This window comes from Lelliottia sp. GFLA7, from assembly GCF_056490165.1.
On the sequence record NZ_JBWLAQ010000004.1, the window covers coordinates 134,219 to 159,150 of the forward strand.

The window sequence follows — 24,932 nt, forward strand, 5'->3', positions numbered from 1 at the left end:
TTAACCTCTTTTACGTCGCCAGGCAGGTGCGCTTTGTGGTTTAGGAGGAGCCTCCTGAAACGCTATCACAACACTTGCAAACTCTTTCATTACCCTACGGTAAACATCGCGCTTAAACGAGACGACCTGACGAACAGGATACCAGTAGCTTACCCAGCGCCAGCCATCAAATTCAGGCGTACTGCTGGTTTGCATATTGATTTCAGAGTCGTTGCTTACCAATTGCAGGAGAAACCATTTCTGTTTCTGGCCGATACAAACCGGCTTTGTGTCCCAACGCACCAAACGTTTCGGTAACTTGTAACGCAACCAGTTGCGGGTCGAAGCCAGGATGCGAACATCTTTTCGGCTTAAGCCGACTTCTTCGAACAGCTCCCGATACATCGCTTGTTCTGGGGACTCTCCAGGATTTATCCCGCCTTGCGGGAATTGCCAGGAGTGCTGACCATATCGCCTTGCCCACATGACCTGGCCCTGACGATTACAAATTACGATACCTACGTTCGGGCGGTAGCCATCGTCATCAATCACCGGACTACCTCAAACTAAACCTTATATATGAATGATTGTTTCATACTACTGTGAGGCGGTAAACCACTCTCTTACAGGGCTGCAACCGAATAACATTTGAATAACTCACAATTTTCACCCAAGTTATAAACAGACAGGCAGGATTGAGGACGATTTTATTCACTTTTTCTGTGGATATACTTGTGAAGAAGTATGGAATTACCGATGGACAACATTTTGTGGCGTGGAAATGCAAAACCGTTACTCACAAATAAAAAGATTATTTATTAATAAGTTAAAAACAGAAAAACGATCGTCACTTACCAAAGCGTGAGCGCTATCACAGAGAGGATCGTAAGGCTGATGAAAGATCGAACAGCGTCGGTTTTATCCACAGATTGTGCCAATAAGTTAGTCACATTTTGTGTGAAAATTCGATTTTCGTCGCACGTCAAGGCTGTAAATCGAAACAGTAGTAAGGGTTATACCCAGTTATCCCACTTTTCTGTGGATAAGTGGGTGTAAGATCCTGTTCATTGTCAGTGACCAGTTTTGAACAACCGTGTTTTCGAATTTATTTTAGCTCTTTTTTGAAATAAAAAAGACATACAAATCATAACCCTGCCATATCTGTTCAGAAATCGGTAAACTCTATCCACAAGGTCTCATTTTGTCGTTCGTTTTTTAACCAAAGGCTGATATTGATGCTTCCGCTCGGTCCACTCCGCTCTCCTCCTGCAACCGAAGAGCAATTATTGCACCAGGCACAGCGCGTGGCCGGTCATACCCTTGGGGAATTAGCCGCTCTGGCAGGACTGCCAATTCCCCAGGATCTGAAACGCGATAAGGGTTGGATCGGCGTACTACTAGAACTGTGGCTTGGCGCCAGCGCGGGCAGCAAGCCTGAACAAGATTTCGCCGCGATGGGCGTCGAGCTGAAAACTATTCCTGTCGATAGCCAGGGTAAACCGCTCGAAACGACGTTTGTTTGCGTCGCTCCCTTAACCGGAAATACTGGCGTCACCTGGGAAACAAGCCATGTCCGTCACAAACTGAAGCGGGTACTGTGGGTACCGATTGAGGGCGACAGAGCCATCCCGTTGGCTGAGCGCCGGGTTGGCGCACCGCTGCTGTGGAGCCCTGACGAAGAGGAAGATCGACAACTTTGCCAGGATTGGGAAGAATTAATGGACATGATCGTTCTGGGGCACGTTGAGCGGATAACGGCGCGTCATGGCGAAGTTATGCAATTACGTCCGAAAGCGGCTAACAGCAAAGCGCTTACCGAAGCCATCGGTGCCCGTGGCGAACCGATACTCACGCTGCCGCGCGGTTTTTATTTAAAAAAGAACTTCACGGGCGCCCTGCTGGCTCGCCACTTCCTGTTGAAAACATAGTTTTTACGTGAAGTTTGAAGTGAATCAAACTCAATCACCGGCTTTTTAAGATTTCACTGCTTCCCCATAGCGCATATTCAGGTTATTACTACACTATGATTTGATACGAGCCAGATGAGGATGATAACGATGAAAAAATGGGCAGTGATAATCTCGGCGGTCGGTTTAGCGTTTGCTGTTTCAGGTTGTAGCAGCGATTACGTCATGGCCACTAAAGATGGCCGAATGATACTGACAGACGGCAAACCCGAAGTCGACGACGATACCGGTCTGGTGAGTTATAACGACCAGCAGGGTAATAAAATGCAGATTAATCGCGACGATGTGTCGCAAATCATCGAGCGATAAACAGATAAAGGTCAGCCGCTTGCTGGCCTTTTTGATTTTTTTCTTCCCCTTTTGCCTCCCCTCTGCCATGTTTATATTCCTCCGTCTGGAGTCCATTCCCGATCCTGACGCAGCCTACATGTCACACTAAGGAAGCCGGCTATGCATTATCACCGTATCCCCCACAGCACTCTGGAGATCAGCCAACTGGGGTTGGGCACGATGACATTCGGTGAACAAAACAGCGAAGCCGATGCCCATGCGCAACTCGATTACGCCGTCAGCCAGGGCATTAACCTGATTGATGTTGCAGAAATGTACCCCGTGCCGCCGCGCCCGGAAACACAAGGATTAACCGAAACTTACGTTGGCAACTGGCTGGCGAAGAGCGGTAATCGCGAAAAACTGGTCATTGCGTCTAAAGTGAGTGGCCCTTCACGCAACAACGATGCGGGTATTCGCCAGAATCAGGTTCTGGATCGCAAGAATATTCGCGCCGCGCTGGATGACAGCTTAAAGCGCCTGCAAACGGACTACCTCGATTTATATCAGGTGCACTGGCCGCAGCGTCCAACCAACTGCTTTGGTAAACTGGGTTACAGCTGGAGCGACGGCGCACCTGTCGTGACGCTGCTCGAAACGCTGGAAGCACTGACCGAATGCCAGCGCGCCGGTAAGATTCGCTACATTGGCGTCTCGAACGAAACGGCATTTGGGGTGATGCGTTATCTGCATCTGGCAGATAAACACGATCTGCCGCGCATTGCGACGATTCAGAATCCCTACAGTCTGGTGAATCGCAGCTATGAAGTCGGTCTGGCGGAAGTGACCCAGTACGAAGGCGTTGAACTGCTGGCCTATTCCTGCCTGGGTTTTGGGACGTTAACTGGTAAATATCTGAATGGTGCTAAACCGGCTGGCGCACGCAATACGTTGTTTAGCCGATTTACACGTTACAGCGGTGAGCAAACGCAGAAGGCGGTTGCGGCTTACGTCGACATCGCGAGGCGTCATGGGCTTGACCCGGCACAAATGGCGTTAGCTTTTGTACGCCGCCAGCCGTTTGTCGCCAGCACCTTACTGGGCGCAACGACTATGGATCAGCTGAAAACTAACATTGAAAGCTTCCATCTTGAGCTGAGTGAAGACGTTTTGGCAGAGATTGAAGCAGTGCATCAGGTTTACACTTACCCTGCACCGTAATAAAAGCAAAACGGCAACCCTGTTGCCGTTTTGAGTTTCTTCCCTCTCTGGTCACGATGACGATATCAGGCCGCCACGCTAGCGACGACGCTGCCAGATCCACAGCCCGGTAATCGCCAGCGCAAAGAGCGCGCCAAACCCCACGCCAATGCCCACCACCGGCAACCCCGCTTTGACAGCCAGCGAGTAAAGCCCCAGCATCAGCAGCATCGCGGTGTTCTCACCCAGATTCTGCACGGCAATGGCGTTGCCCGCCCCGACGGTATGCTTGCCGCGCTCCTGCAATAACGCATTGAGCGGCACGATAAAGAAACCGCCCAAAATACCAATCAGGATCAGCAATCCATAAGCGGGTAAGAGCGCATGCTGCAGGGAGAAGAACAGCACGCCCACGCCAATCAAAATCCCGGCAGGCATACAGCGCCTCACCGTTTCCAGCGTCACCAGTTTCGCCGCCGCTCCCGCCCCCACCACGATCCCGACAGCGACCATGGCATTCAGATACGTTGGCGTCGCGTTGTCAGTAATCCCCAACGCTGTCGGGACCCACAACACCAGCAGGAAGCGCAGCGTCACGCCAGCGCCCCAGAACATGCTGGTTCCAATCAACGAAAAACGCGTTTCGCCATCGCGCCACAGCACCCGACAGGCGTTGAAGAAACTGGAGGTCATGGGGGTGAATCGCCAGGATTGCCCCGGACGCGCCACGGGGAGCGTCGGGATAAACAGGTTTGCGACTACGGCGCCTGCGTATACCACGGCGCAAATGCCCAACGCCGCCAGAACGTGCCAGTCTGCCAGCACACCACCGGCAACAGAACCGAGGAAAATCGCGGCAATCGTCGAAGATTCCATCAGACCATTGGCTTTGACCAACTTATCGCCCGTGGTTAGCTCACCCAGAATGCCGTATTTGGCAGGCGAATAAGCCGCTGCCCCAATACCCACCAGCGTGTAGCCTATAAAAGGATTGAAGCCGAAACAGATACTTGCCGCACCCAACAACTTAAGGCTGTTGGCAAACATCATCACCCGTCCTTTCGGGAAGCTGTCCGCAACCTGCCCGACGAACGGGGCAAAAAGAATGTAAGCGCCCACAAACACCATTTGCAGAATAGGCTGACTCCAGTCAGGGTAGAATTCTGCTTTCAGTAGTGCGAGGGTGGCAAAGAGCAAGGCATTATCGCCAAAGGCCGACAGGAACTGGGCGGACGTTACCGCCATCATGCCCTTCGACCAGAGCGAAGTGTTAGTGTGTGCTGACTCACGCATCGTGATGTTCTTCCTCTTCAACCATGCCTTTCAGCGCCACAAAATCGGGTTTACCGCTGCCCAAAACAGGTAGCTGCTTCAGGTAACGAATGTCGCGCGGCACGGCCAGTTCTGGCACACCATGTTCACGGGCGTAATGCAGCAGTTGTTCACGCTTGAGCTCGCTATCCGTGGTGAAGAGCACCAGGGCCTCGCCTTTACTGGCGTCACTTTTAATCGCCGTTGCGTGCATCTTCTCGGGAGAAAGAGCATTGGCGAGCTGTTCCACCATTTCCAGCGACACCATTTCCCCAGCGATCTTGGCAAAGCGCTTCGCACGGCCCTGAATTTGCACGAACCCGTGCTCATCAAAACGCACGATATCGCCGGTGTCATACCAGCCGGTTTCCACTTCGCCAGCCGCATTTTCCGCCGTCGGCGCTTCAAGCACGCCCGGATTTTCAACGCGCAGGTAGCCGTTCATCACGTTTGGCCCTTTGAGCTGCAGACGACCGCCCTCTTCAATACCAGGCACCGCCAGCAGGCGCGCGTCCATTCCGGGTAGGATTCGGCCCACCGTGCCCGGTCTGGCGGCCATCGGCACGTTGATCGACACGACGGGCGCGCATTCCGTTACGCCATAGCCTTCGAGGATGCGCAGACCAAACTTGTCCTGCCAAATTTCGCGGGTGCTGTCCTGCAGTTTTTCGGCCCCGGCCACCACGTAGCGTACGCGGAAGAAATCATACGGATTGGCAAAGCGCGCGTAATGCCCCAGGAAGGTCGACGTACCGAAAAGCACCGTACAATTGCGGTCATAAACCAGTTCCGGCACCACCCGATAGTGCAGCGGGCTGGGATACAGAAAGACTTCCGCACCCGTGAATAACGGCGTAAAAAGCCCGACCGTCAGGCCGAACGAGTGGAAAAGCGGCAGCGCCGACATAAACCGATCTTTGGCGGTAAAGTCAGCGATCGTTTTGATCTGCTCAACGTTCGCCAGAATGCTTTTATGGCTGTGAACCACGCCCTTTGGATGACCTTCCGACCCCGAGGTAAAAAGAATCATCGCCGCATCTTCCGGCTGCTGTTTAACTTGCGCCAGATGCGGGACCAGCAGATGGGCGAAAATCCACAGCTTATCCGCCGTTGTGACGTCGGCTTTGAGATCTTCGAGGAAAACCCAGCGCACCTGCTTGAGCTGCTCCGGCAAATGCCAGAGTTTGCCCTTATCGAGGAACTGGCGTGACGTGAAGACCGTTTTGATCTCTGCCGCCGTAATGGCGCTGGTCAACCCTTTGACGCCCGCTGTGTAGTTCATCATTGCCGGAATTCGCCCGCGTGAAACGGCACCAAAAATCACCGCCGCGCTGATACCGGCGTTGGGCAGCATCAGCCCAATTTTCTCGCCCTTTTGGCTGTATTTCTCAAGAATTCGTCCGACAAACAGGGTCTTGGTGAGCAGTTTGCGATACGTATCCGGTGTGAAATTGATATCTTCGACGCAGTTTTTTCGCGTGCCATAGCGGTCCTGAGCGGAGAGTAACGCTTCATATAACGTTTCACGCGGACGCACCGCCATGCGGGCTTCCATCATAATTTGATGAAGCATTTCCCCTGCTATTTTACGGCGGTCGCGAGCGCGCGGGGCGTCAGGCATGGGCAGCGTTGTTGGCGGCAGAATGTGGAGCGTAATTTGCGGGAACAGCCGTTGCTTCACTAGCCCTTTCAGGCGGCTGAAATAGGTCAGTTCAGCGCCTTCAATACGCAACGGAACAACTGTCGCTTTCGACTTGGCCGCAACAAAACCGGCACCGTCGTAGATTTTCATCAGTGAACCCGTCACTGAGATACGGCCTTCCGGGAATATCACCACCGGCCGCCCCTGTTCAATCAGGCGAACCAGATGCTTAATCATCATCGGTTTTGTGGGGTCGAGCGGGACAAGGTCAACCAGCGGCGCAAGCCAGCGCATAAACCACTTCTGGCTGATAGAGCTGTACACCGCAAACACCGGACGTCCAGGCAGGAAAAGGGCCAGCAGGATCCCGTCGATAAAGGAAACATGGTTTGGGGTGATAAGGACGCGATCGCCTTGCAGTGACTGGGTATCACCCGTCAGGCGGATGCGAAAGAGGATACGAAATAAGGTACGGAAGAACCCAAATAGCATTTCAACTCCCTTTGCCTGTCAATAATTGGCGTTACGCTAAATTGTGGCAGATTACACGAGAAGTGCAGGAGGGGCGACAGCTTATTCGGGGCGAAAAAAAACCTGCGCATCTGCGCAGGCTGGTGCAAGAGATGAGTACGATTCCGTACTTAGAATTCTCACCAATCAATACCTCTGGGATCTTGATTGTGGTTGTTAGCCCCGCGCTTTGCCAGTGGGAAAACGCAAGTGAATGAGCCTAAGTGCAACCAGGTGTGAAAATTATCGATTGCTGTTACATATTGAAGTTACAGGCAAAAAAAACCTGCGTATGGACGCAGGTTGGTGCAAATCGTGTTAATCAACCGGAGCTGATTTCACCTATCAATACCTCTGGGATCTCGACTGTAGCAATACGCTGATAATCACCGCCAGCGGACAATCGCAACAGCGTGCCGCAAAGTGTAACTAAAGGTTCCGTTTAATATTATTCTGATACGTCTGGCCATGTAACGATTACACCGATTTCTCATGTTCTGCATCACGTTTGCGACGGCCTTTCACGCACAGCCCTTGAATGCACCTCGCTTTTCCGCAACACTGATGAGTGTGTAAACGCTTACCCCCCAAAAGAAGGTATTAAATGGCGACAATAAAGGATGTGGCCCGTCTGTCCGGTGTTTCCGTCGCGACTGTCTCGCGCGTCATTAACGACTCACCGAAAGCCAGCGACGCTTCCCGCCAGGCAGTGCAGAGCGCAATGGAAACGCTGAATTATCATCCCAACGCCAATGCCCGCGCGCTTGCGCAGCAATCGACTGAGACGGTTGGCCTGGTGGTGGGTGACGTATCTGACCCGTTTTTCGGCGCGATGGTCAAAGCCGTCGAGCAGGTGGCTTACCAGACGGGCAATTTTTTACTGATCGGTAATGGCTATCACAACGAAGAAAAAGAACGCAAGGCCATTGAACAGCTGATTCGCCATCGCTGTGCGGCGCTGGTAGTCCACGCCAAAGTCCTGCCCGATGCTGAACTGCTGCATCTTATGAAGCAAATCCCTGGCATGGTGCTCATCAACCGCATTATTCCTGGCTATGAGCAACGCTGCGTTGCGCTTGACGACCGTTACGGTGCCTGGCTCGCCACGCGTCATCTCATTCAGCAAGGCCATACCCGCATCGGCTATCTCTGTTCCAATCACCAGATTTCAGATGCAGAAGACCGTCTGCGCGGTTACTACGATGCGTTGCGCGAAAGCGGCCTGCCCTGTAACGATCGGCTGGTCGCCTATGGTGAACCGGATGAGAGCGGCGGTGAACATGCGATGACCGAGCTTTTAGGGCGCGGGCGCAACTTTACCGCCGTGGCCTCCTATAACGACTCGATGGCCGCGGGTGCCATGGGCGTACTCAACGATAATGGCATTGATGTGCCAGCCGAAATTTCGTTGATTGGTTTCGATGATGTGTTGGTTGCGCGCTACGTTCGTCCGCGTTTAACCACTGTGCGCTATCCGATAGTGACCATGGCAACCCAGGCGGCTGAACTGGCGCTCGCGCTCGCCGATCAACGCCCTCTGCCGGATATTACGCACTTGTTCAGCCCGACGCTGGTGCGCCGTCACTCCGTTGTAAGCCCAGCGGATCCCGTCAGCGAATAACGATAGAGATGGACCGTTTTATTCGGATATTCCAGCGCATCACCGATGTCATGCCAGCCGTAACGCTCATAAAAGTTACGGCAGGCTGACCAAAGATGCAGCTCGGAATAGCCGGCGCGAGCGGCATAAGCCATCACATATTCCTGTAATTTCCCCGCCAGCCCTCTTCCCCGCGCCGATTCATCGACATACAGCGCGGCCAGCCACGGATAAAGATCCTGGCGCGTGATTAAATCACAGCGCCAAAGCCCCACCGTGCCTAACAGCTGTTCGCCCTCAACAGCCACAAACGTGATGGGAAGTGCATCTGGCTGTTGGCTATGGGTGACGATACTGGCAAAAAATTCGCGGGGTAAACCGTCGCCGAAAGCCTGCCAGATCCAGTCGGTCACTTGCTCTGCGTGATGTGCAACGGCATACAGCGGCAGAATCGTCATACCATTTTTCCCTGGAACAGGGGGACAGATTCGAAGAGATAGCCGTCAAAATCCGGTGCGTCTTCATCGGACAGTTCAAGCAGGCTCTTTTTAACGTTTTCGAGATGCTGGAACATGGCCTGCCACGCCCCCATCACGTCGCGACGACGCAGCGCCGCCAGAATAGTTTGCCGGTCACCCAGCCATTTCAGCCGATACGCGCGGCTGGCGATGTGGACGTTAAACTGCTGCCACAGCGGGCTGCTGTCCATGTGATGCCAGACGCTTTCCACGGTTGCGAGCAGCATCTGGTTTTGCGTAGCGCCCGCCAACACCAGGTGGAACATTTTATTGTTGTCCTGGCTATTATCGTTGGCGGCAATCGCGCGCTGCTCTTGTTCAATAATGCGGCGCAAATTGTCGATATCCGCGCGCGTCGCCATCTTCGCCGCAAAGGCGGCAATATTACTTTCAAGCAACTGACGTGCCTGTAAAATCTCGAACGGGCCGACATCGCTACTTAAAAAACGCTCTTCTTCGTTTTCGTGTTCTTCGGGAATACGCATTACGTAGACGCCGGAACCCTGGCGAATATCCACCGTTCCTTGTAGTTCCAGCATCAGAAGTGCTTCACGCACAATCGTGCGGCTTACGCCGTAAGTCTCGGCAATATTGCGCTCAGGTGGCAGACGCGAGCCAACAGGATAGTGCCCCTGAATGATTTGCGTGCGTAAATCTTCGCCAATTTCCTGGTACTGCTTTTTTTCCGGCGGAACAACGGCCTTCTCCACAATATCACCTGCACTTACTTAGGAATGAATACTCAGGCCGGGCATCCTTCCCCGGCCACTCTGGACGCTATTTTACCAGAACCCTCGCCGAGAGAGCCTATTTCCATTCATCTTCGACAGTGAGCGTCAGCCTGCGCTCATCGCGAAGCTGCCGGAACCACGATGCGGATTTTTTCGCCCGGCGCGCGCGATTATTTTCCAGGTCGATTTCAATCAGCCCGTAGCGATTTTTAAAGGCGTTCATTGGTGAAACATTATCGGTAAAGGCCCACAGCATATAGCCGTGACAGTTTGCCCCCTCTTCCCGTGCCAACAGCGTGTAATAGAGATGCTCGCTGATAAAATCAATGCGGTAATCGTCTTCAATCACGCCGTCACGGTTGCGGAACTGCGCTTCGTTTTCCACGCCCATGCCGCTCTCCGCTACAAACCACGGAATGTTGCGATACTCGTTTTTAATGCGCATCGCCATGTCGTAAATAATGCGCGGATAAATCTCCCAGCCACGGGATTTATTCATCCTGCGTCCCGGCAGTTCGAAGGGCTCGTAATAATATGCCGGATGGAAAGGCGTCTCGGGATGCCACGCCCGCGACGGCGCCTTAACGCGATGGGGATAATAAAGATTGATCCCCAGCTCATCGACGGTGTTTTCCGCGATGATCGCCAGCTCTTCCGCCGTGTATTCCCACTGCACCTGATGCTGCTCCAGCAGCGTGAACAGCTCCTGCGGATAGCGCCCGTGCACAAACGGATCGAGGAAAACGCGGTTGTAAAAGAGATCGTAGCGTTCAGCGGCGCGTACATCATGCGCTTCCTGAGAGCGCGGATAGGTGACTTCTGGATTGAGAATACAGCCCACCGTTCCGTGATAGCCCTTCTCGTGAAAAAGCTTCACCACTTTCGCCGTCGCCAGCACTTTGTGGTGATTCCACTGCATCCAGGTGTGAGTGTTCTGTTCGTAGGGCCAACGCAGCGCATCCAGATAGACCCGCGTTTGCACAACGATTGGCTCGTTGAAGGTAAACCAGCGCGTGACTTTTGCGTGGTAGCGTTCAAACACCTTTTCCGCATAACGTACAAACAGCTCGACGACATGTTTCGACGCCCAGCCCCCGTAGGTTTCCAGCAAAACGCCAGGCAGTTCGTAATGCTCGAGGCAGATCATCGGTTCGATGCCCTGCCGGTGCATTTCGTCGAACAGCGCGTCGTAATACGCGGCGTACTCTTCATCAACGGTCGCGTTTTCATAGTCCGTCAGAAAACGTGACCAGTTGATTGACGTGCGGTAGTGCGTGAGTCCGGCCTGCTTCATCAGCGCCACGTCCTCACGAAAGCGATTGATGAAATCGGTCGCGACCGCCGGTCCAAAACCGTTATGCCAGACGTGACGATCGTTTTTGTACCAGAGATCGATCCACGAATCCTGACCCTCTTTTTTTCCGCTCCAGCCTTCCGTCTGCCAGGCGGACGCTGCTGCACCCAGAATAAAATCCGGCGGTATCGCAATACTTTTTATGCTCATGACATCCTCATGCGTTGTTGGTCGCTTGCTGGCTTTGCGCCAGCAGGGCCGCTTGTTCCGCGCGGCGCGAGGCGATTCTCACAAACGGCAAATAGATCAGCACAGCGGTGATGATGCAGATAAATTGCGTGACCACAGCGCCCATCGAGCCTGCCGTTGACAGCCAGGCGTTAATCAGCGGCGGTGTCGTCCAGGGCACCATCACCACGGCTTTACCCGCGAAACCGGTCACCGTAGCGAAATAGCCAATCGAACCGGTCACCAGCGGCGTGATGATGAAGGGAATGGCCAGAATCGGGTTCAGCATGATCGGCATCCCGAAGATCACGGGCTCGTTGATGTTGAAGATCCCAGGGCCGATCGAGAGCTTGGCAATCTCACGCATCTCTTTGCGCTTGGTGCCGATCATCACCGCGATCAGCAGGCCGATGGTTAGCCCCGATCCGCCGATGCTCATATACACATCCCAGAACGGCATGGTGATAATGTTCGGGATCTCTTTGCCCTGCTCAAATGCCGTCATGTTGACGGTGATCGCTCCCAGCAGCAGCGGCTCGCGGATCGGCTTGATCATCTGATTGCCGTGGATCCCGATCACCCAGAAAAGCTGCGCCACAAACATCAGCAGCAGGATGCCCGGCAAGCTTTGCACCACACGTTCCAGCGGCTGCTGAACCACCTGATAAACCGCGTCGTAAAGGTACATGCCGGTGATTTGGTGGAAAACAAAGCCAAATGTGGCAATCGCGGCGGTGGTGATAATGGCCGGAATCAGCGCGGAAAACGACGCCGCCACGTTAGGCGGCACGGTGTCCGGCATTTTGATTTTCAGGCCGTTGCGATTCTCCAACCAGCAGTAAACCTCAACGGAAAGAATGGCGATGAACATGCCGAGAAACAGGCTGCGGGTGTCAGAGAACTGGCGCAGCAGCACGTCTTTCACCACGTGCATTTCACCATCCACCAGCATTTCGACGGTGGTTGGCGTGACGCAAATAAAGCAGATCACTGCCAAAAGGCCTGGGAATAACGATTTAATTCCGTTAATACGCCCCAGCTCAATACCAATAAGAAACACCGCGCCGATATTCAGGAAGTTCAGCGTGGCGTAGTTCAGGGCGCTGGTTATCGGCTTTAATGCGGCCAGAAAAGAGAGCGATTCAAAGCTGGCTAACCCGTTTTTTGGATCCAGAACCATGTTGGAAATCAGTACCGAAAATGCCCCAACGATGATGACGGGCATGAGGGTAATGAAGGCGGATTTGATCGCCATGATGTAGCGAAAGCTATTGAAGGTGGTGGCGAAACTGCCCAGAGAGTTGATCAGTTTTTCCTGTAAAGCCATAGGGTAATACCTCAGTAAAAGGGCTTTTATAGAATAAGGTGTACAGCCGGATACTATTGGCATACCAAAAATAGTCGCCCACGCCGGATCGTTCTGTGATTGAGCTCTCACTGCGCTAAGAGGTATTCCAAATCATGATTTTTCACCACTTTGGCATACCACTTACCCGGTTTTATGCTGAAGTGGCGAACCGTTGCCAGAAAGCGTGATCCTGATAGGGCTTTTCGCTCCCCCGTCCCGCTTATCCCTTTCACTCTGTGTGATAAACTCATGACGATTACGTGAGAGCAGGAATTTCTAATGGCAACAATGCTGGATGTCTCATTACGCGCGGGTGTCTCGAAAGCGACCGTTTCGCGCGTGCTGAACGGCACAGGTCAGGTAAAAGAGAGTACGCGTCAGCAAGTGTTTAAAGCGATGGAGGAGCTAGGCTATCGTCCGAACTTTCTCGCGCAATCACTGGCGAACCAGACCAGCAACAGCATTGGTCTGGTGGTGTCGACATTTGACGGGTTCTATTTTGGTCGCCTGCTGCAACAGGCGTCGCGACAGACGGAAACCCACGGCAAACAGCTGATTGTCACCGACGGCCATGATGCACCTGAGCAAGAAGAACAAGCGGTGCAAATGCTGGCGGATCGCCGGTGCGACGCTATCGTGCTTTACACCCGCTACATGAGCGAAAAAGCGATCATGAAGCTGATCCACACCGTGCAAACCCCGCTGGTGGTGATTAACCGCGAAGTCGCTCAGGCGGCGGATCGCTGCGTGTTCTTTGAACAACAAGACGCGGCCTTTAAAGCGGTTGATTATTTAATCAGTCAGGGTCATCGCGAGATCGCCTGTATGACCGTGCCAATTCATACACCAACGGGTAAAGCACGCCTGATGGGGTATCGTAAGGCGCTGGAAAAGCATGGAATTGTTTGGGACGATCGTCGTGTGAAGTACGGCGATGCGGGCATGACGCAGGGATATGAACTGTGTCGGGAATTGCTCAGTGAGAACGCGCCGTTTAGCGCACTGTTTGCCTGTAACGACGACATGGCGCTTGGGGCATCAAAGGCGTTGCATCAGGCGGGGCTGCGTATTCCACAGGATATTTCGCTGTTTGGCTTCGATGATGCGCCCTGCGCAAAATGGCTGGAGCCTGCGCTCTCATCGGTTTATTTGCCGATCGACAGCATGATTGTCACGGCCATCGATCAGGCGATCCGGCTGGCAAATAACCAGCCGGTCGAAACGATCCCACCGTTTACCGGTACGCTGGTTTTGCGTGATTCGGTGACGACAGGGCCGTATTTCGTCTCAAAATAGCTCGAGCGCGAGCAGCTCCTGAATGGTCTGGCGACGACGAATCAGTCGCGCCACGCCGTGATCAAACAGCACTTCTGGCAGCAGCGGACGACTGTTGTAATTAGACGACATCGACGCGCCGTACGCGCCGGTATCGTGCAGCACCAGATAGTCACCAGGCTGAACAACAGGCAGCGCGCGGGTTTCGACTTTGCCGCCTTCCTGCTGGGTGAACACATCACCCGATTCGCACAGCGGCCCCGCCACAACGGTATCCACCAGCGGGGACTGCGTTAAATCGCGCCCGTCCGCTGCCAGCGCCGAAATGTGGTGATAGCTGCCATACATTGACGGTCGCATCAGATCGTTAAAACCTGCGTCGATCAACACAAAATGACGGCTGCCCATCGCTTTGACGCTGCGGACCTGCGCCACCAGCACGCCCGATTCCGCCACCAGGAAACGACCCGGTTCAATTTCCAGTTTGACCGCATGCCCAAGATGAGCAGCAATTTTGTCGCGCGCGGCACTCCACAGACCGTAATAGTGATCGGTATCGATCGCCTCTTCGCCTTCGCGATACGGGATCGACAAGCCGCCGCCCGCCGAGATCGCCTCCAGATCCTGACCGAATTCGATCACCTGATTCACCATAGCACCGCACACTTGCTCCAGATGCGTGTAATCAACGCCAGAACCGATATGCATGTGAATGCCGACAAGTGTCAGATTGTAGCGCTGCAATACCGCCAGCGCGGCAGGCAGATCGGCATACCAGATGCCGTGTTTGCTGTTTTCCCCACCGGTATTGGTTTTTTGACTGTGACCATGACCAAAACCTGGATTGACGCGCAACCACACGCGATGACCCGGCGAAACCTGCCCAAGCTGTTCCAGCATATCCACAGAACCGGCATTTACCGGAATCTGCAGTTCATGCACGCGCGACAGCGTGGCGCTATCAATCAGGTCTGCGGTAAAGACAATCGCATCGCTGTCGGCCTGTGGATCGTATCCGGCTGCCAACGCACGTTCAATTTCGCCCAACGAAACAGAATCAACTTTAACGCCCTGCTCACGCATCAGACGCAGAATATGAATATTTGAGCACGCCTTCTGGGCGAAACGCACCACGTCAAACTGATGCAGGGCGGCGATCTTTTCGCGAACGATCTGCGCATCGTAAACCCAGACCGGGCAGCCGAATTCGGCAGGCAGTCGCAGCAAATTCTCAGCGTTCAGATCAGTTTCTGTATTGTTGAGTGGGCGTGGCATGGTGTTCTCCAGATAACGGCATTTTTTAACATTACGCCACAGCTTACAGACAATAAAAAATATCGTTTTATCGCGAGTCTATGCAAAAATGATATGGATAACCGCTAATAAAAGGTGTCTTATGCCCGCCGTTAACTTGCGTCACATTGAAATTTTTCATGCGGTGATGACCACCGGAAATCTGACCGAAGCCGCGCAGATGCTGCACACCTCGCAGCCCACGGTCAGCCGTGAATTAGCACGCTTTGAAAAAGTGTTGGGATTAACGCTGTTTGAACGTTCCCGTGGCAGGCTTCACGCGACGGTGCAAGGGTTGCGGTTGTTCGAGGAAGTTCAGCGATCCTGGTACGGTCTGGACCGCATCGTCAGCGCGGCGGAGAGCCTGCGGGAGTTCCGCCAGGGCGAGTTATCGATTGTCTGTCTGCCTGTTTTTTCTCAATCCTTCCTGCCGCAGCTTATTCAGCCGTTCCTGGCGCGCTACCCTGACGTCAATCTCACCATTGTGCCGCAAGAGTCGCCGTTGCTTGAAGAGTGGCTCTCCGCGCAGCGCCACGATTTGGGCCTGACCGAAACGCTCGCCACGCCCGCGGGCACTGAACGCACAGAATTGCTCTCGCTGGACGAAGTGTGTGTGTTGCCCAAAGGGCATCCGCTGGCCAGTAAAAGTGTACTGACGCCTGCCGATTTTCACGGCGAGAATTACATCAGCCTGTCGCAAGCAGACAGTTATCGACATTTACTTGATTCTTTATTCGCGGACCATCAGGTTAAACGCCGAATGGTTGTGGAAACGCACAGCGCAGCCTCCATTTGCGCCATGGTTCGGGCAGGCGTCGGTATCGCGGTGGTTAACCCGTTAACGGCGCTGGATTACGCCGATAGCGGGATTGTAATTCGTCGTTTCAGCATTTCAGTGCCGTTCACCGTCAGTCTGATCAGGCCGCTGCATCGTCCTGCCTCAGCGCTGGTCGAGGCTTTTTCGACACATTTAACCGGGCATTCGCTTCAGATAGCGCACCGCTTACCCGATCTACTAAAGGTGTAGAACACGTTACGAGAGCATAAACTCCACCGCGTCCGCGGCATGAATGGCTGTGGTATCAAACACCGGGATCGGGCTTTCTTCCCCCGGAACTAACAGGCCGATTTCGGTGCAGCCAAAGATCACCCCTTCCGCGCCCTGCTTCGCCAGCTTATCAATCACGCCCAGATAATAGTGGCGTGAAGCGTCGCTAAACGTGCCCAGGCACAGCTCTTCAAAGATAATTTGGTTGATGCGTGCGCGGTCCGCTTCATCCGGTACGATGCTTTCAATTCCGAATTGCGTCTCCAGACGCCCACGGTAAAAATCCTGCTCCATGGTGTAACGCGTACCTAACAGCGCCACGCGTTGCATGCCGGTCGCCGCAATCGCCCTTCCGGTCGCATCCGCAATATGCAGGAACGGCAGTGAACAGCGCGTTTCAATATGCGATGCGACTTTGTGCATGGTATTGGTACACAGCAGAATGCCTTGCGCGCCGGCACGTTCCAGTCCTAACGCCGCCTGCGCCAGGATGTCACCCGCTTTATCCCATTCACCGCTGGCCTGACAGGCTTCGATTTCATGAAAATCCACGCTGTGCAGCAGCAGGCTTGCAGAATGCAGACCGCCAAGACGCTGTTTGATGCCTTCGTTAATCAGGCGGTAATAAGGAATGGTCGATTCCCAGCTCATTCCCCCTATCAGGCCGATCGTTTTCATATTCGCTCCTTTATGTTTCTTCCAGTGAAGCAAACTTGTGATCGTGTTTCCAGTTATTTGGCTTGCCGTTTCCTTTTAACCCGCAGTGCGATAAATTAATTAAAACAATGTTTCACTACTTAGCAGGACATAAAAATGTTTAGATTCCATAAAGAGACAACGCTTGACGATCTGGGCAATGGCGTCACGCGCCGCATTCTGGCGCATAACGGAAAAATGATGGCGGTTGAGGTCAATTTTGAAGAAGGCGCTGTCGGCCCGATGCACAATCACCCGCACGAACAGCTGACTTATGTGCTGTCCGGGGAGTTCGAATTTACCATCGGCGAAGAAAAGCATGTGGTGACGGCGGGCGATACCCTCTATAAAGAGCCGCACGTGATGCACGGCTGCGTTTGCCTGAAGCCTGGTACGCTGCTGGATACCTTTACGCCAGTGCGTGAAGATTTCCTCAAGTAATCTCCTAACGTAAAAAAAGGGCGAATTTTCATTCGCCCTTTTTTAATGTCGTTTTGCTTAGGCTGTAACTGGCTCGGACAACACTGAGCGAGAGTACATGGCCTCGCGAAGCAGCACACTTGCGCAGGCCACAATACCGCCTATCAGCGCAGCAAGGATAATAATCAACGCTTTGCCGGGACCCTCTTTTTTCATCGGTAATGACGGCTGAAGCTGATATTTGAACGGTTCGAAACTCACATTCGCAATAGACAGTTTCTCAAGCTGAGCAAGATGATGTTCGCGATTCTGAAAATCCGCATTCAGCTCGGCCACATCTTTTAACGATTTTTCTATCGCCAGCTTTTGCGCGATACCGTCAGCCCCCAGCGCCACTGAGTAATCAGGATCGTCTTTGACCGCCTGACCATTGCTGAAGACAGGTTTTTTAATCCCTGCGGCATTTGCCACTTCCAGTGAATAATTCAGACGATGAATATTAATATTGTGCAAATTGGTTAGTCGCACACGATCCAGTTCCAGACGTTCCTTCATCATGCGGGTTTTCAGCGCGAGCGCGTTGCGCACATTTTGCATGGTCTCTTTCTCAACGATGGCAGAAACGTACTTAATGTATCCCTCAAGTACGAGCTGTGCATCCTGCGCTTTTGGCGCACTAAAACTCAGTGTCCAGGCGGTGTAAGGCATGGTCGGCGCATTTTTTACCGCCGCATTATCCTGAGCCGTCATTCTTTCCGAGATTCCCACTATCGCGCGATGCAGTTCCAGCGGATCGATATTCGTGCCTTTTAGCTGATCCATCACATAGGGCGATGATTTCATATATTCCTGAAACAACGATTGCGACTGGAATTTCTTTATGAAGAGCTCAAAGGTCTCTACACGCTTGATATTGAAGTCGACATCAAGCACCTGTAAGGCCACCAGCATTTGCTCTACATCGTTCCACTGCGTCTGCTCTGCAGGGGTAACGACGGCTTTACTGACCCATTTTTGCGGCATCAGAAATGAAACCACCGCACCCATAATCGCAAAGGCAATAATGATCGCGATGATGCGCTTCCTCGCAGCGAACAGGACCTCTATTAAGCCGATGAGATCGATCTCATTTTGCTGACGCGTGGGGTGTGAATAGCTGGCAAAATCCAGATCCGTGTTCTTTTTGAAATCCATCGCTGACATACCAATTCTTCTATTTAGACCGCAGTTAAATCCTGCTGAGGCGTACCGGGGGAAGGTGATAATACTTGAACCTAGGAATTATCTGAACTCAAAATTAACTTAAATCAAGGCAACACTATGATATTTGGTAGTTGTGACTAAAGCGTTACTTAAAGTTGCATGGTGGAACCATCAACTTCTTACCCCTCTCATATTTCTTAATAAGGCCTTCTCATTTAAGTCAAAATTGCCAGTGACTTCACTTTATTGAAACAGCGTTTCGACGGCGATCACATTTCCATCATTTACCGAATGACGCAGAAATAAATAGCAATAGAATAAATTAAAACGCCGTTTTACAAATCAAGAACAGCAGTTCACGTGTTTTAAAACTCAGACAGGGCGCGTCGAGAAAAACGCATGAAAGTTCTTATTAATCAGAGGTAAAAGGAACCACCACTTTGAGTCGCACACAGAACACTCGCTTCCCCGTCTCGTAAAAAATGCGCGGGCAGCTGCATCACCAGCAGATTCCGATTTAAACCATTGATTGCCAGGTAGGTATGTATGAATGAAAACAAAATGCTGGGGCTTGCGTGGATATCACCCTATATCATCGGGTTGATACTCTTTACCGCATTCCCCTTTGTTTCATCTTTCTTTCTCAGTTTTACTGATTACGATTTGATGAGTCCGCCGGTATTTAACGGCATCGAAAACTATCGCTACATGTTTACCGAAGATGCGCTCTTCTGGAAATCCATGGGCGTGACCTTTGCGTATGTATTTTTGACCATCCCATTGAAACTTGCATTTGCACTGGGAATTGCGTTTGTCCTGAACTTTAAATTACGTGGCATAGGATTCTTCCGAACTGCTTACTATATTCCGTCCATCCTCGGCAGCTCTGTCGCGATTGCCGTTTTGTGGCGTGCGCTGTTTGCGATTGATGGCCTGCTGAATAGCTTCATTGGCGTATTTGGTTTTGACGCGGTGAACTGGCTCGGCGAGCCTTCTCTGGCACTGATGTCCGTCACGCTGCTTCGCGTCTGGCAGTTTGGCTCAGCGATGGTTATCTTCCTGGCCGCCCTGCAGAACGTTCCGCAATCTCAGTATGAAGCGGCAATGATCGACGGTGCGTCGAAATGGCAGATGTTCACGAAAGTCACCGTGCCGCTGATTACGCCGGTTATTTTCTTCAACTTCATCATGCAAACCACCCAGGCGTTCCAGGAATTTACGGGACCTTACGTCATCACGGGCGGCGGACCAACTTACTCCACGTATCTGTTCTCGCTGTACATCTACGACACCGCATTCAAGTACTTTGACATGGGTTACGGCGCTGCGCTGGCCTGGATCCTGTTCCTGGTAGTCGCTGTCTTTGCCGCTATCGCCTTTAAGTCTTCGAAATACTGGGTGTTCTACTCCGCCGATAAGGGAGGCAAAAATGGCTGATATTCAAGAACTTTCCACGGCGAGAAGCATCGCGGAACGTGAAGTCGCGCGCACCATGCGCAAAGAGAAAATCAACGCCAGCATTCGCTACGTAATCCTGCTGTTCGTTGGCCTGTTGATGCTCTACCCGCTGGTGTGGATGTTCTCGGCGTCGTTTAAGCCGAACCACGAGATCTTCACCACGCTGAGCCTGTGGCCTACAAACGCAACCTGGGACGGCTTTGTGAACGGCTGGAAAACCGGGACGGAATACAACTTCGGCCATTACATGCTGAACACGTTCAAGTATGTGATCCCGAAAGTTATTCTGACCATTATCTCTTCCACTATCGTGGCATACGGCTTTGCCCGCTTCGAGATCCCCTGGAAGAAATTCTGGTTCGCCACGCTCATCACGACCATGCTGCTGCCGAGCACCGTACTGCTGATTCCTCAGTACCTGATGTTCCGCGAAATGGGCATGCTGAACAGCTATATGCCGCTGTACCTGCCGCTGGCGTTTGCCACCCAAGGGTTCTTCGTGTTCATGCTGATTCAGTTCCTGCGCGGCGTACCGCGTGACATGGAAGAAGCCGCACAGATCGATGGCTGTAACTCCATACAAGTGCTGTGGTATGTGGTCGTGCCGATTCTGAAACCGGCCATTATCTCCGTCGCATTGTTCCAGTTCATGTGGTCAATGAACGACTTTATCGGGCCGCTGATTTATGTCTACAGCGTGGATAAATACCCGATTGCACTGGCTCTGAAAATGTCCATCGACGTCACCGAAGGTGCGCCGTGGAACGAAATTCTGGCAATGGCGAGCATCTCCATTCTGCCATCTATCATTGTCTTCTTCCTGGCACAGCGCTACTTCGTACAGGGCGTAACCAGCAGCGGAATTAAAGGTTAAGAGGGAAATATCATGGCTGAAGTTATTTTCAACAAACTGGAAAAGGTTTACTCCAACGGCTTCAAAGCGGTACATGCTATCGACCTGAAAATCGCTGAAGGGGAATTCATGGTGATTGTCGGTCCATCCGGCTGCGCCAAATCGACGACCCTGCGCATGCTGGCTGGGCTTGAGACCATCAGCGGTGGCGAAGTTCGCATCGGTGAGAAAATCGTGAACAACCTCGCGCCAAAAGAACGCGGGATTGCGATGGTGTTCCAGAACTACGCGCTGTATCCGCACATGACCGTGCGTGAAAACCTGGCCTTTGGCTTGAAGCTGAGCAAGCTGCCAAAAGCGCAGATCGAAGCGCAGGTTAACGAAGCGGCAAAAATCCTTGAGCTGGATGAGCTGCTGGATCGTCTGCCGCGCCAGCTCTCCGGCGGTCAGGCGCAGCGTGTGGCCGTAGGCCGTGCGATTGTGAAAAAGCCAGACGTGTTCCTGTTCGATGAACCGCTGTCGAACCTGGATGCCAAGCTGCGCGCCTCAATGCGTATCCGTATCTCTGACCTGCACAAGCAGCTGAAGGCTTCCGGCAAGCCAGCCACCACGGTGTACGTCACACACGACCAGACCGAAGCCATGACCATGGGCGACCGCATCTGCGTGATGAAGCTCGGCCATATCATGCAGGTGGATACCCCGGATAACCTGTACCACAGACCAAAAAATATGTTCGTTGCCGGCTTTATTGGCTCGCCAGAAATGAACATCCGCGCCAGCAAACTGGTGCAACAGGACGGTCAGCTGTCTCTGACCATTGGCAACCAGACCATGCCGTTAAGCGCAGAGCTGAAAGAGAAAGTCGCCAGCTACGCCGATAAAGACATGTTCTACGGCATTCGCCCGGACTTTGTGTCGATCTCCGATGAGCCATTCGCGGAGGGAGGCTGCAGCGGCGAGATGGTTCGCGCTGAAAACATGGGACACGAATTCTTCGTTTACCTGAAAGTTGGCGAGTACGAACTGACTGCCCGAATTCCTTCCGATGAAGCTAAACCTCTGATTAACAAGGGCCTTCACCGTAAGGTGTATTTTAAGTTCGACATGCATAAGTGTCATATCTTTGACGCGAAAACTGAACAGAACATCTCTCTCTAACTGGAGTTATAAAAATGAAAAAAGTGCTTTTAAGCGCAGCAATCTCCGCTACCCTGGGCCTTACCGCGCTGCCATCCATGGCGCAAGATGTTGATTTACGTATGTCCTGGTGGGGCGGCAATGGCCGCCATCAGGTGACGCTGAAAGCGTTAGAAGAGTTCCATAAACAGAACCCTGACATCAACGTCAAAGCAGAATACACCGGTTGGGACGGTCACTTGTCCCGTCTGACCACGCAAATCGCGGGCGGCACGGAGCCGGACGTGATGCAGACCAACTGGAACTGGCTGCCAATTTTCTCGAAAAATGGCGACGGCTTCTACGATCTGAATAAAATGAAAGACGTGATCGACTTATCTCAGTTTGATCCGAAAGAGCTGCAGTCCACCACGGTTAACGGCAAGCTGAACGGGATCCCAATCTCCGTAACGGCGCGTGTGTTCTACTTCAACGATGAAGTGTGGAAAAAAGCGGGCGTCGAGTACCCGAAAACCTGGGATGAGCTGAAAGCTGCCGGTAAGGCCTTCGAAAGCAAGTTGGGCAAACAGTACTATCCGGTGGTGCTGGAACACCAGGATACGCTGGCGCTGCTGAACTCCTACATGATTCAGAAGTACAACGTCCCTGCGGTTGACGAGAAAGCGAAAAAACTCGCCTGGAGCAAAGAGCAGTGGGTTGAGGTCTTCCAGACCTACAAATCACTGGTTGATAGCCACGTGATGCCGGACACCAAGTACTACGCGTCGTTTGGTAAGAGCAACATGTACGAAATGAAACCGTGGATCGAGGGTGAATGGGGCGGTACCTACATGTGGAACTCCACCATCAAAAAATATTCCGATAACCTGAAGCCACCAGCGAAACTGGAGCTGGGTAACTACCCAATGCTGCCAGGTGCCACCGATGCGGGTCTGTTCTTCAAACCAGCACAGATGCTCTCTATCGGTAAAACCACCAAAAACCCAGAAGCGGCTGCAAAAGTGATTAACTTCCTGCTGAACAGCAAAGAAGGCGTGCAGACTCTGGGCCTGGAGCGCGGCGTACCATTGAGCAAAGTCGCGGTTCAGTACCTGACCGAAGATGGCACCATCAAAGAGAGCGATCCGTCTGTTGCGGGTCTGCGCATGGCGCAGTCTCTGCCAGCCAAACTCTCCGTGTCACCATACTTTGACGATCCACAGATCGTGGCGCAGTTTGGTACCTCCCTGCAGTACATCGACTACGGTCAGAAAACCGTGGAAGAGACCGCGACAGACTTCCAGCGTCAGGCTGAACGTATCCTGAAACGCGCAATGCGCTAATTTTTCCGTCCGATCCCTACCCTGTCACTTCGGTGGCAGGGTATTTTTTTATCTGGAGAACCCTATGAAAGGCAAAATCATCCCACTGAATTTTCGCTCGCGCCTGGATACTGAAACGGGACACGAGGTGATACGGATGACGCCCCCGCACATCATTTGTCACCGCAACTACTTCTATCAAAAGTGTTTTACGCAGGACGGCAGCAAGATCATTTTTGGTGGCGCATTCGAAGGCCACTGGAATTACTACCTGTTAGATATTGAAAAACAACACGCTACCCAACTGACTGAAGGGGCTGGCGATAATACCTTTGGCGGGTTTTTATCTGATGATGATAAATCGCTGTGGTATGTGAAAAACAGCCGTGAGTTGCGCCGGGTTGATCTCGAGAGTTTCGAAGAGCATGTGGTGTATGAAGTGGATGACGAGTGGGTGGCGTACGGCACCTGGGTCGCGAATTCTGATTGCACAAAACTGGTCGGGATCGAGATTAAAAAGAGCGACTGGCAGCCGCTGACCGACTGGAGCAAGTTCCGCGCGTTTTACTTCACCCAACCGGAATGCCGCCTCATCAACATCGATTTATGCACGGGCGAACCGCGCGTGATTTTGCAAGAAAAGCGCTGGCTGGGGCATCCGATTTATCGCCCGTTCGATGACAATACCGTCGCGTTTTGTCATGAAGGACCGCGCGATGCGATTGACGCCCGTATGTGGTTGATCAACGAAGATGGTAGCAATCTGCGTAAGGTGCGCCAGCATGCGCCGGGTGAAAGCTTTACTCATGAATTCTGGGTGCCGGACGGTTCCGCGCTGTATTACGTGGCGCATAAAGAAAACGATCCGCAGCGCTATCTGTTTAGCGCCGACCCTCACTCTCTCGACAATCGCCAGCTGATGGCGATCCCGCCGTGCTCACATCTGATGAGTAATTTCGACGGGTCGCTGATTGTCGGCGATGGCGCACTGCACAACACCGGCGATATCAATCTGAATGACCCGTTTATCTGGGTGTTTGATATTGCGGCCGGAACGCAAACAGCTATTTGTCAGCACAACACGAGCTGGAAAGTGTTGGATGGCGATCGCCAAGTAACGCATCCACACCCGTCGTTTTCACCGGACAATAAGTGGGTTCTGTATACGTCGGATGAAGAAGGGATGCCGGCGCTTTATCTCTGCGCGGTCTGATGCCCTCACCCCAACCCTCTCCCACAGGAGAGGGGGAAAACACAAAACGGCAACCGACGTTGCCATTTTCTTTTGGTTGGTGCGGTTTGATGCCCTCACCCCGGCCCTCTCCCACGTGAGAGGGAGAAAACACAAAACGGCAACCGACGTTGCCATTTTCTTTTGGTTAGTGCGGTCTGATGCCCTCACCCCAACCCCTCCCACGGGGAGAGGGACAAAACACAAAAACGGCAACCGACGTTGTCATTTTCTTTTGGTTGGTGCGGTCTGATGCCCTCACCCCAACCCTCTCCCACGGGAGAGGGACAAAACACAAAAACGGCCACCGACGTTGCCGTTTTCTTTTAGTTGGTGCGGTCTGATGCCCTCACCCCGGCCCTCTCCCACAGGAGAGGGAGAAACACAAAACGGCAACCGACGTTGCCATTTTCTTT

Annotated in this window: 22 protein-coding genes and 1 pseudogene; 13 read left to right on the forward strand and 10 right to left on the reverse strand. The window is 52.7% G+C overall.

Annotation, left to right across the window (positions count from 1 at the left end; all coding sequences use genetic code 11):
* The gene (gene rppH / locus AC07RN_RS13660) at nt 1–531 is read right to left on the reverse strand and encodes an RNA pyrophosphohydrolase (protein WP_015960265.1); all 531 of its coding nucleotides are present in this window, start codon (nt 529–531) and stop codon (nt 1–3) included.
* Between the two features lie 442 nt (nt 532–973).
* On the opposite strand from rppH, the pseudogene AC07RN_RS13665 reads away from it, so the two are divergent.
* The 4 genes and pseudogenes from AC07RN_RS13665 to AC07RN_RS13680 all read left to right on the forward strand — a co-directional run.
* Nucleotides 974–1,063, forward strand: a pseudogene (locus AC07RN_RS13665) (hypothetical protein); the annotation flags it as partial.
* 151 nt (nt 1,064–1,214) lie between these two features.
* On the forward strand, nt 1,215–1,907 hold the full coding sequence (mutH, locus tag AC07RN_RS13670; RefSeq protein WP_478336613.1) for a DNA mismatch repair endonuclease MutH: 693 nt from the start codon (nt 1,215–1,217) through the stop codon (nt 1,905–1,907).
* Between the two features lie 129 nt (nt 1,908–2,036).
* Complete coding sequence (ygdR, locus tag AC07RN_RS13675; protein ID WP_015960267.1) at nt 2,037–2,255, forward strand: lipoprotein YgdR; 219 nt, start codon at nt 2,037–2,039, stop codon at nt 2,253–2,255.
* 141 nt (nt 2,256–2,396) lie between these two features.
* Entirely contained in the window at nt 2,397–3,437 is a 1,041-nt protein-coding gene (locus AC07RN_RS13680) for an NADP(H)-dependent aldo-keto reductase (protein ID WP_478336614.1), read from the forward strand.
* A 78-nt stretch (nt 3,438–3,515) separates the two neighbouring features.
* On the opposite strand, the gene lplT is transcribed toward AC07RN_RS13680, so the two are convergent.
* Together lplT and aas are read right to left on the reverse strand one after the other, a co-directional pair.
* Nucleotides 3,516–4,709 carry a lysophospholipid transporter LplT gene (lplT, locus tag AC07RN_RS13685; RefSeq protein WP_478336615.1) on the reverse strand — a complete coding sequence of 398 codons (1,194 nt, stop codon included), beginning with the start codon at nt 4,707–4,709 and terminating at the stop codon, nt 3,516–3,518.
* The gene (gene aas, locus AC07RN_RS13690) at nt 4,702–6,861 is read right to left on the reverse strand and encodes a bifunctional acyl-ACP--phospholipid O-acyltransferase/long-chain-fatty-acid--ACP ligase (RefSeq protein ID WP_478336616.1); all 2,160 of its coding nucleotides are present in this window, start codon (nt 6,859–6,861) and stop codon (nt 4,702–4,704) included. The genes lplT and aas overlap by 8 nt, the downstream gene beginning before the upstream one ends.
* A 622-nt stretch (nt 6,862–7,483) precedes the next feature.
* Here aas and galR point away from each other — a divergent pair.
* Nucleotides 7,484–8,500 (forward strand): HTH-type transcriptional regulator GalR, encoded by a 1,017-nt coding sequence (gene galR / locus AC07RN_RS13695; RefSeq protein ID WP_478336617.1) that lies wholly within the window; start codon nt 7,484–7,486, stop codon nt 8,498–8,500.
* On the opposite strand, the gene AC07RN_RS13700 is transcribed toward galR, so the two are convergent.
* The 4 genes from AC07RN_RS13700 to AC07RN_RS13715 all read right to left on the reverse strand — a co-directional run bounded on the left by AC07RN_RS13700 (nt 8,461) and on the right by AC07RN_RS13715 (nt 12,577).
* Entirely contained in the window at nt 8,461–8,937 is a 477-nt protein-coding gene (locus AC07RN_RS13700) for a GNAT family N-acetyltransferase (RefSeq protein WP_407439372.1), read from the reverse strand. The genes galR and AC07RN_RS13700 overlap by 40 nt on opposite strands.
* The gene (locus tag AC07RN_RS13705) at nt 8,934–9,707 is read right to left on the reverse strand and encodes a GntR family transcriptional regulator (RefSeq protein ID WP_133631306.1); all 774 of its coding nucleotides are present in this window, start codon (nt 9,705–9,707) and stop codon (nt 8,934–8,936) included. Before AC07RN_RS13705 ends, AC07RN_RS13700 begins: the two co-directional genes overlap by 4 nt.
* Nucleotides 9,708–9,804: 97 nt before the next feature.
* Entirely contained in the window at nt 9,805–11,232 is a 1,428-nt protein-coding gene (locus AC07RN_RS13710; RefSeq protein WP_478336618.1) for a glycoside hydrolase family 1 protein, read from the reverse strand.
* Between the two features lie 7 nt (nt 11,233–11,239).
* Nucleotides 11,240–12,577, reverse strand: coding sequence for a PTS sugar transporter subunit IIC (locus AC07RN_RS13715; RefSeq protein WP_478336619.1), 1,338 nt, complete (start codon nt 12,575–12,577; stop codon nt 11,240–11,242).
* 300 nt (nt 12,578–12,877) lie between these two features.
* On the opposite strand from AC07RN_RS13715, the gene AC07RN_RS13720 reads away from it, so the two are divergent.
* Nucleotides 12,878–13,894, forward strand: a complete 1,017-nt coding sequence (locus AC07RN_RS13720; RefSeq protein WP_235133986.1) for a LacI family DNA-binding transcriptional regulator — start codon at nt 12,878–12,880, stop codon at nt 13,892–13,894.
* Here the strand turns inward: AC07RN_RS13720 and lysA are convergent.
* Nucleotides 13,886–15,148: a diaminopimelate decarboxylase gene (gene lysA / locus AC07RN_RS13725; RefSeq protein WP_478336620.1), complete on the reverse strand. Its 1,263-nt coding sequence runs from the start codon at nt 15,146–15,148 to the stop codon at nt 13,886–13,888. The two genes, AC07RN_RS13720 and lysA, sit on opposite strands and share 9 nt — an antisense overlap.
* A gap of 121 nt (nt 15,149–15,269) precedes the next feature.
* Here lysA and AC07RN_RS13730 point away from each other — a divergent pair, with 121 nt between their 5' ends.
* A complete protein-coding gene (locus AC07RN_RS13730; protein ID WP_478336621.1) occupies nt 15,270–16,193 on the forward strand; it encodes a LysR family transcriptional regulator in 924 nt (307 codons plus the stop codon).
* A gap of 6 nt (nt 16,194–16,199) precedes the next feature.
* On the opposite strand, the gene AC07RN_RS13735 is transcribed toward AC07RN_RS13730, so the two are convergent.
* Nucleotides 16,200–16,892, reverse strand: a complete 693-nt coding sequence (locus tag AC07RN_RS13735) for an aspartate/glutamate racemase (protein WP_478336622.1) — start codon at nt 16,890–16,892, stop codon at nt 16,200–16,202.
* A 135-nt stretch (nt 16,893–17,027) separates the two neighbouring features.
* Here AC07RN_RS13735 and AC07RN_RS13740 point away from each other — a divergent pair, with 135 nt between their 5' ends.
* Nucleotides 17,028–17,351 (forward strand): cupin domain-containing protein, encoded by a 324-nt coding sequence (locus AC07RN_RS13740; protein ID WP_015960280.1) that lies wholly within the window; start codon nt 17,028–17,030, stop codon nt 17,349–17,351.
* A gap of 57 nt (nt 17,352–17,408) precedes the next feature.
* On the opposite strand, the gene wzz(fepE) is transcribed toward AC07RN_RS13740, so the two are convergent.
* Nucleotides 17,409–18,533, reverse strand: a complete 1,125-nt coding sequence (gene wzz(fepE) / locus AC07RN_RS13745; RefSeq protein WP_478336623.1) for an LPS O-antigen length regulator Wzz(fepE) — start codon at nt 18,531–18,533, stop codon at nt 17,409–17,411.
* A gap of 546 nt (nt 18,534–19,079) precedes the next feature.
* On the opposite strand from wzz(fepE), the gene AC07RN_RS13750 reads away from it, so the two are divergent.
* The 5 genes from AC07RN_RS13750 (at nt 19,080) to AC07RN_RS13770 (ending at nt 24,498) form a co-directional block, all read left to right on the forward strand.
* Nucleotides 19,080–19,970: a carbohydrate ABC transporter permease gene (locus tag AC07RN_RS13750; RefSeq protein WP_015960281.1), complete on the forward strand. Its 891-nt coding sequence runs from the start codon at nt 19,080–19,082 to the stop codon at nt 19,968–19,970.
* On the forward strand, nt 19,963–20,865 hold the full coding sequence (locus AC07RN_RS13755; protein ID WP_478336624.1) for a carbohydrate ABC transporter permease: 903 nt from the start codon (nt 19,963–19,965) through the stop codon (nt 20,863–20,865). The genes AC07RN_RS13750 and AC07RN_RS13755 overlap by 8 nt, the downstream gene beginning before the upstream one ends.
* Before the next feature lie 12 nt (nt 20,866–20,877).
* Entirely contained in the window at nt 20,878–22,005 is a 1,128-nt protein-coding gene (locus AC07RN_RS13760) for an ABC transporter ATP-binding protein (protein WP_015960283.1), read from the forward strand.
* Nucleotides 22,006–22,019: 14 nt separating this feature from the next.
* Nucleotides 22,020–23,306 carry an ABC transporter substrate-binding protein gene (locus tag AC07RN_RS13765; RefSeq protein ID WP_015960284.1) on the forward strand — a complete coding sequence of 429 codons (1,287 nt, stop codon included), beginning with the start codon at nt 22,020–22,022 and terminating at the stop codon, nt 23,304–23,306.
* Nucleotides 23,307–23,370: 64 nt separating this feature from the next.
* The gene (locus AC07RN_RS13770) at nt 23,371–24,498 is read left to right on the forward strand and encodes an oligogalacturonate lyase family protein (protein WP_478336625.1); all 1,128 of its coding nucleotides are present in this window, start codon (nt 23,371–23,373) and stop codon (nt 24,496–24,498) included.
* The last annotated feature ends 434 nt before the right edge of the window (nt 24,499–24,932 follow it).

Bases quoted from the DNA above. Each gene is read 5' to 3' on its own strand.
- AC07RN_RS13740 (WP_015960280.1), top strand. From the start codon at position 17,028: ATGTTTAGATTCCATAAAGAGACAACGCTTGACGATCTGGGCAATGGC.
- AC07RN_RS13760 (WP_015960283.1), top strand. From the start codon at position 20,878: ATGGCTGAAGTTATTTTCAACAAACTGGAAAAGGTTTACTCCAACGGC.
- aas (WP_478336616.1), bottom strand. From the start codon at position 6,861: ATGCTATTTGGGTTCTTCCGTACCTTATTTCGTATCCTCTTTCGCATC.
- AC07RN_RS13755 (WP_478336624.1), top strand. From the start codon at position 19,963: ATGGCTGATATTCAAGAACTTTCCACGGCGAGAAGCATCGCGGAACGT.
- AC07RN_RS13680 (WP_478336614.1), top strand. From the start codon at position 2,397: ATGCATTATCACCGTATCCCCCACAGCACTCTGGAGATCAGCCAACTG.
- AC07RN_RS13700 (WP_407439372.1), bottom strand. From the start codon at position 8,937: ATGACGATTCTGCCGCTGTATGCCGTTGCACATCACGCAGAGCAAGTG.
- AC07RN_RS13730 (WP_478336621.1), top strand. From the start codon at position 15,270: ATGCCCGCCGTTAACTTGCGTCACATTGAAATTTTTCATGCGGTGATG.
- mutH (WP_478336613.1), top strand. From the start codon at position 1,215: ATGCTTCCGCTCGGTCCACTCCGCTCTCCTCCTGCAACCGAAGAGCAA.
- AC07RN_RS13770 (WP_478336625.1), top strand. From the start codon at position 23,371: ATGAAAGGCAAAATCATCCCACTGAATTTTCGCTCGCGCCTGGATACT.
- AC07RN_RS13720 (WP_235133986.1), top strand. From the start codon at position 12,878: ATGGCAACAATGCTGGATGTCTCATTACGCGCGGGTGTCTCGAAAGCG.
- AC07RN_RS13715 (WP_478336619.1), bottom strand. From the start codon at position 12,577: ATGGCTTTACAGGAAAAACTGATCAACTCTCTGGGCAGTTTCGCCACC.
- AC07RN_RS13750 (WP_015960281.1), top strand. From the start codon at position 19,080: ATGAATGAAAACAAAATGCTGGGGCTTGCGTGGATATCACCCTATATC.
- lysA (WP_478336620.1), bottom strand. From the start codon at position 15,148: ATGCCACGCCCACTCAACAATACAGAAACTGATCTGAACGCTGAGAAT.
- galR (WP_478336617.1), top strand. From the start codon at position 7,484: ATGGCGACAATAAAGGATGTGGCCCGTCTGTCCGGTGTTTCCGTCGCG.
- AC07RN_RS13765 (WP_015960284.1), top strand. From the start codon at position 22,020: ATGAAAAAAGTGCTTTTAAGCGCAGCAATCTCCGCTACCCTGGGCCTT.
- AC07RN_RS13710 (WP_478336618.1), bottom strand. From the start codon at position 11,232: ATGAGCATAAAAAGTATTGCGATACCGCCGGATTTTATTCTGGGTGCA.
- lplT (WP_478336615.1), bottom strand. From the start codon at position 4,709: ATGCGTGAGTCAGCACACACTAACACTTCGCTCTGGTCGAAGGGCATG.
- AC07RN_RS13735 (WP_478336622.1), bottom strand. From the start codon at position 16,892: ATGAAAACGATCGGCCTGATAGGGGGAATGAGCTGGGAATCGACCATT.
- ygdR (WP_015960267.1), top strand. From the start codon at position 2,037: ATGAAAAAATGGGCAGTGATAATCTCGGCGGTCGGTTTAGCGTTTGCT.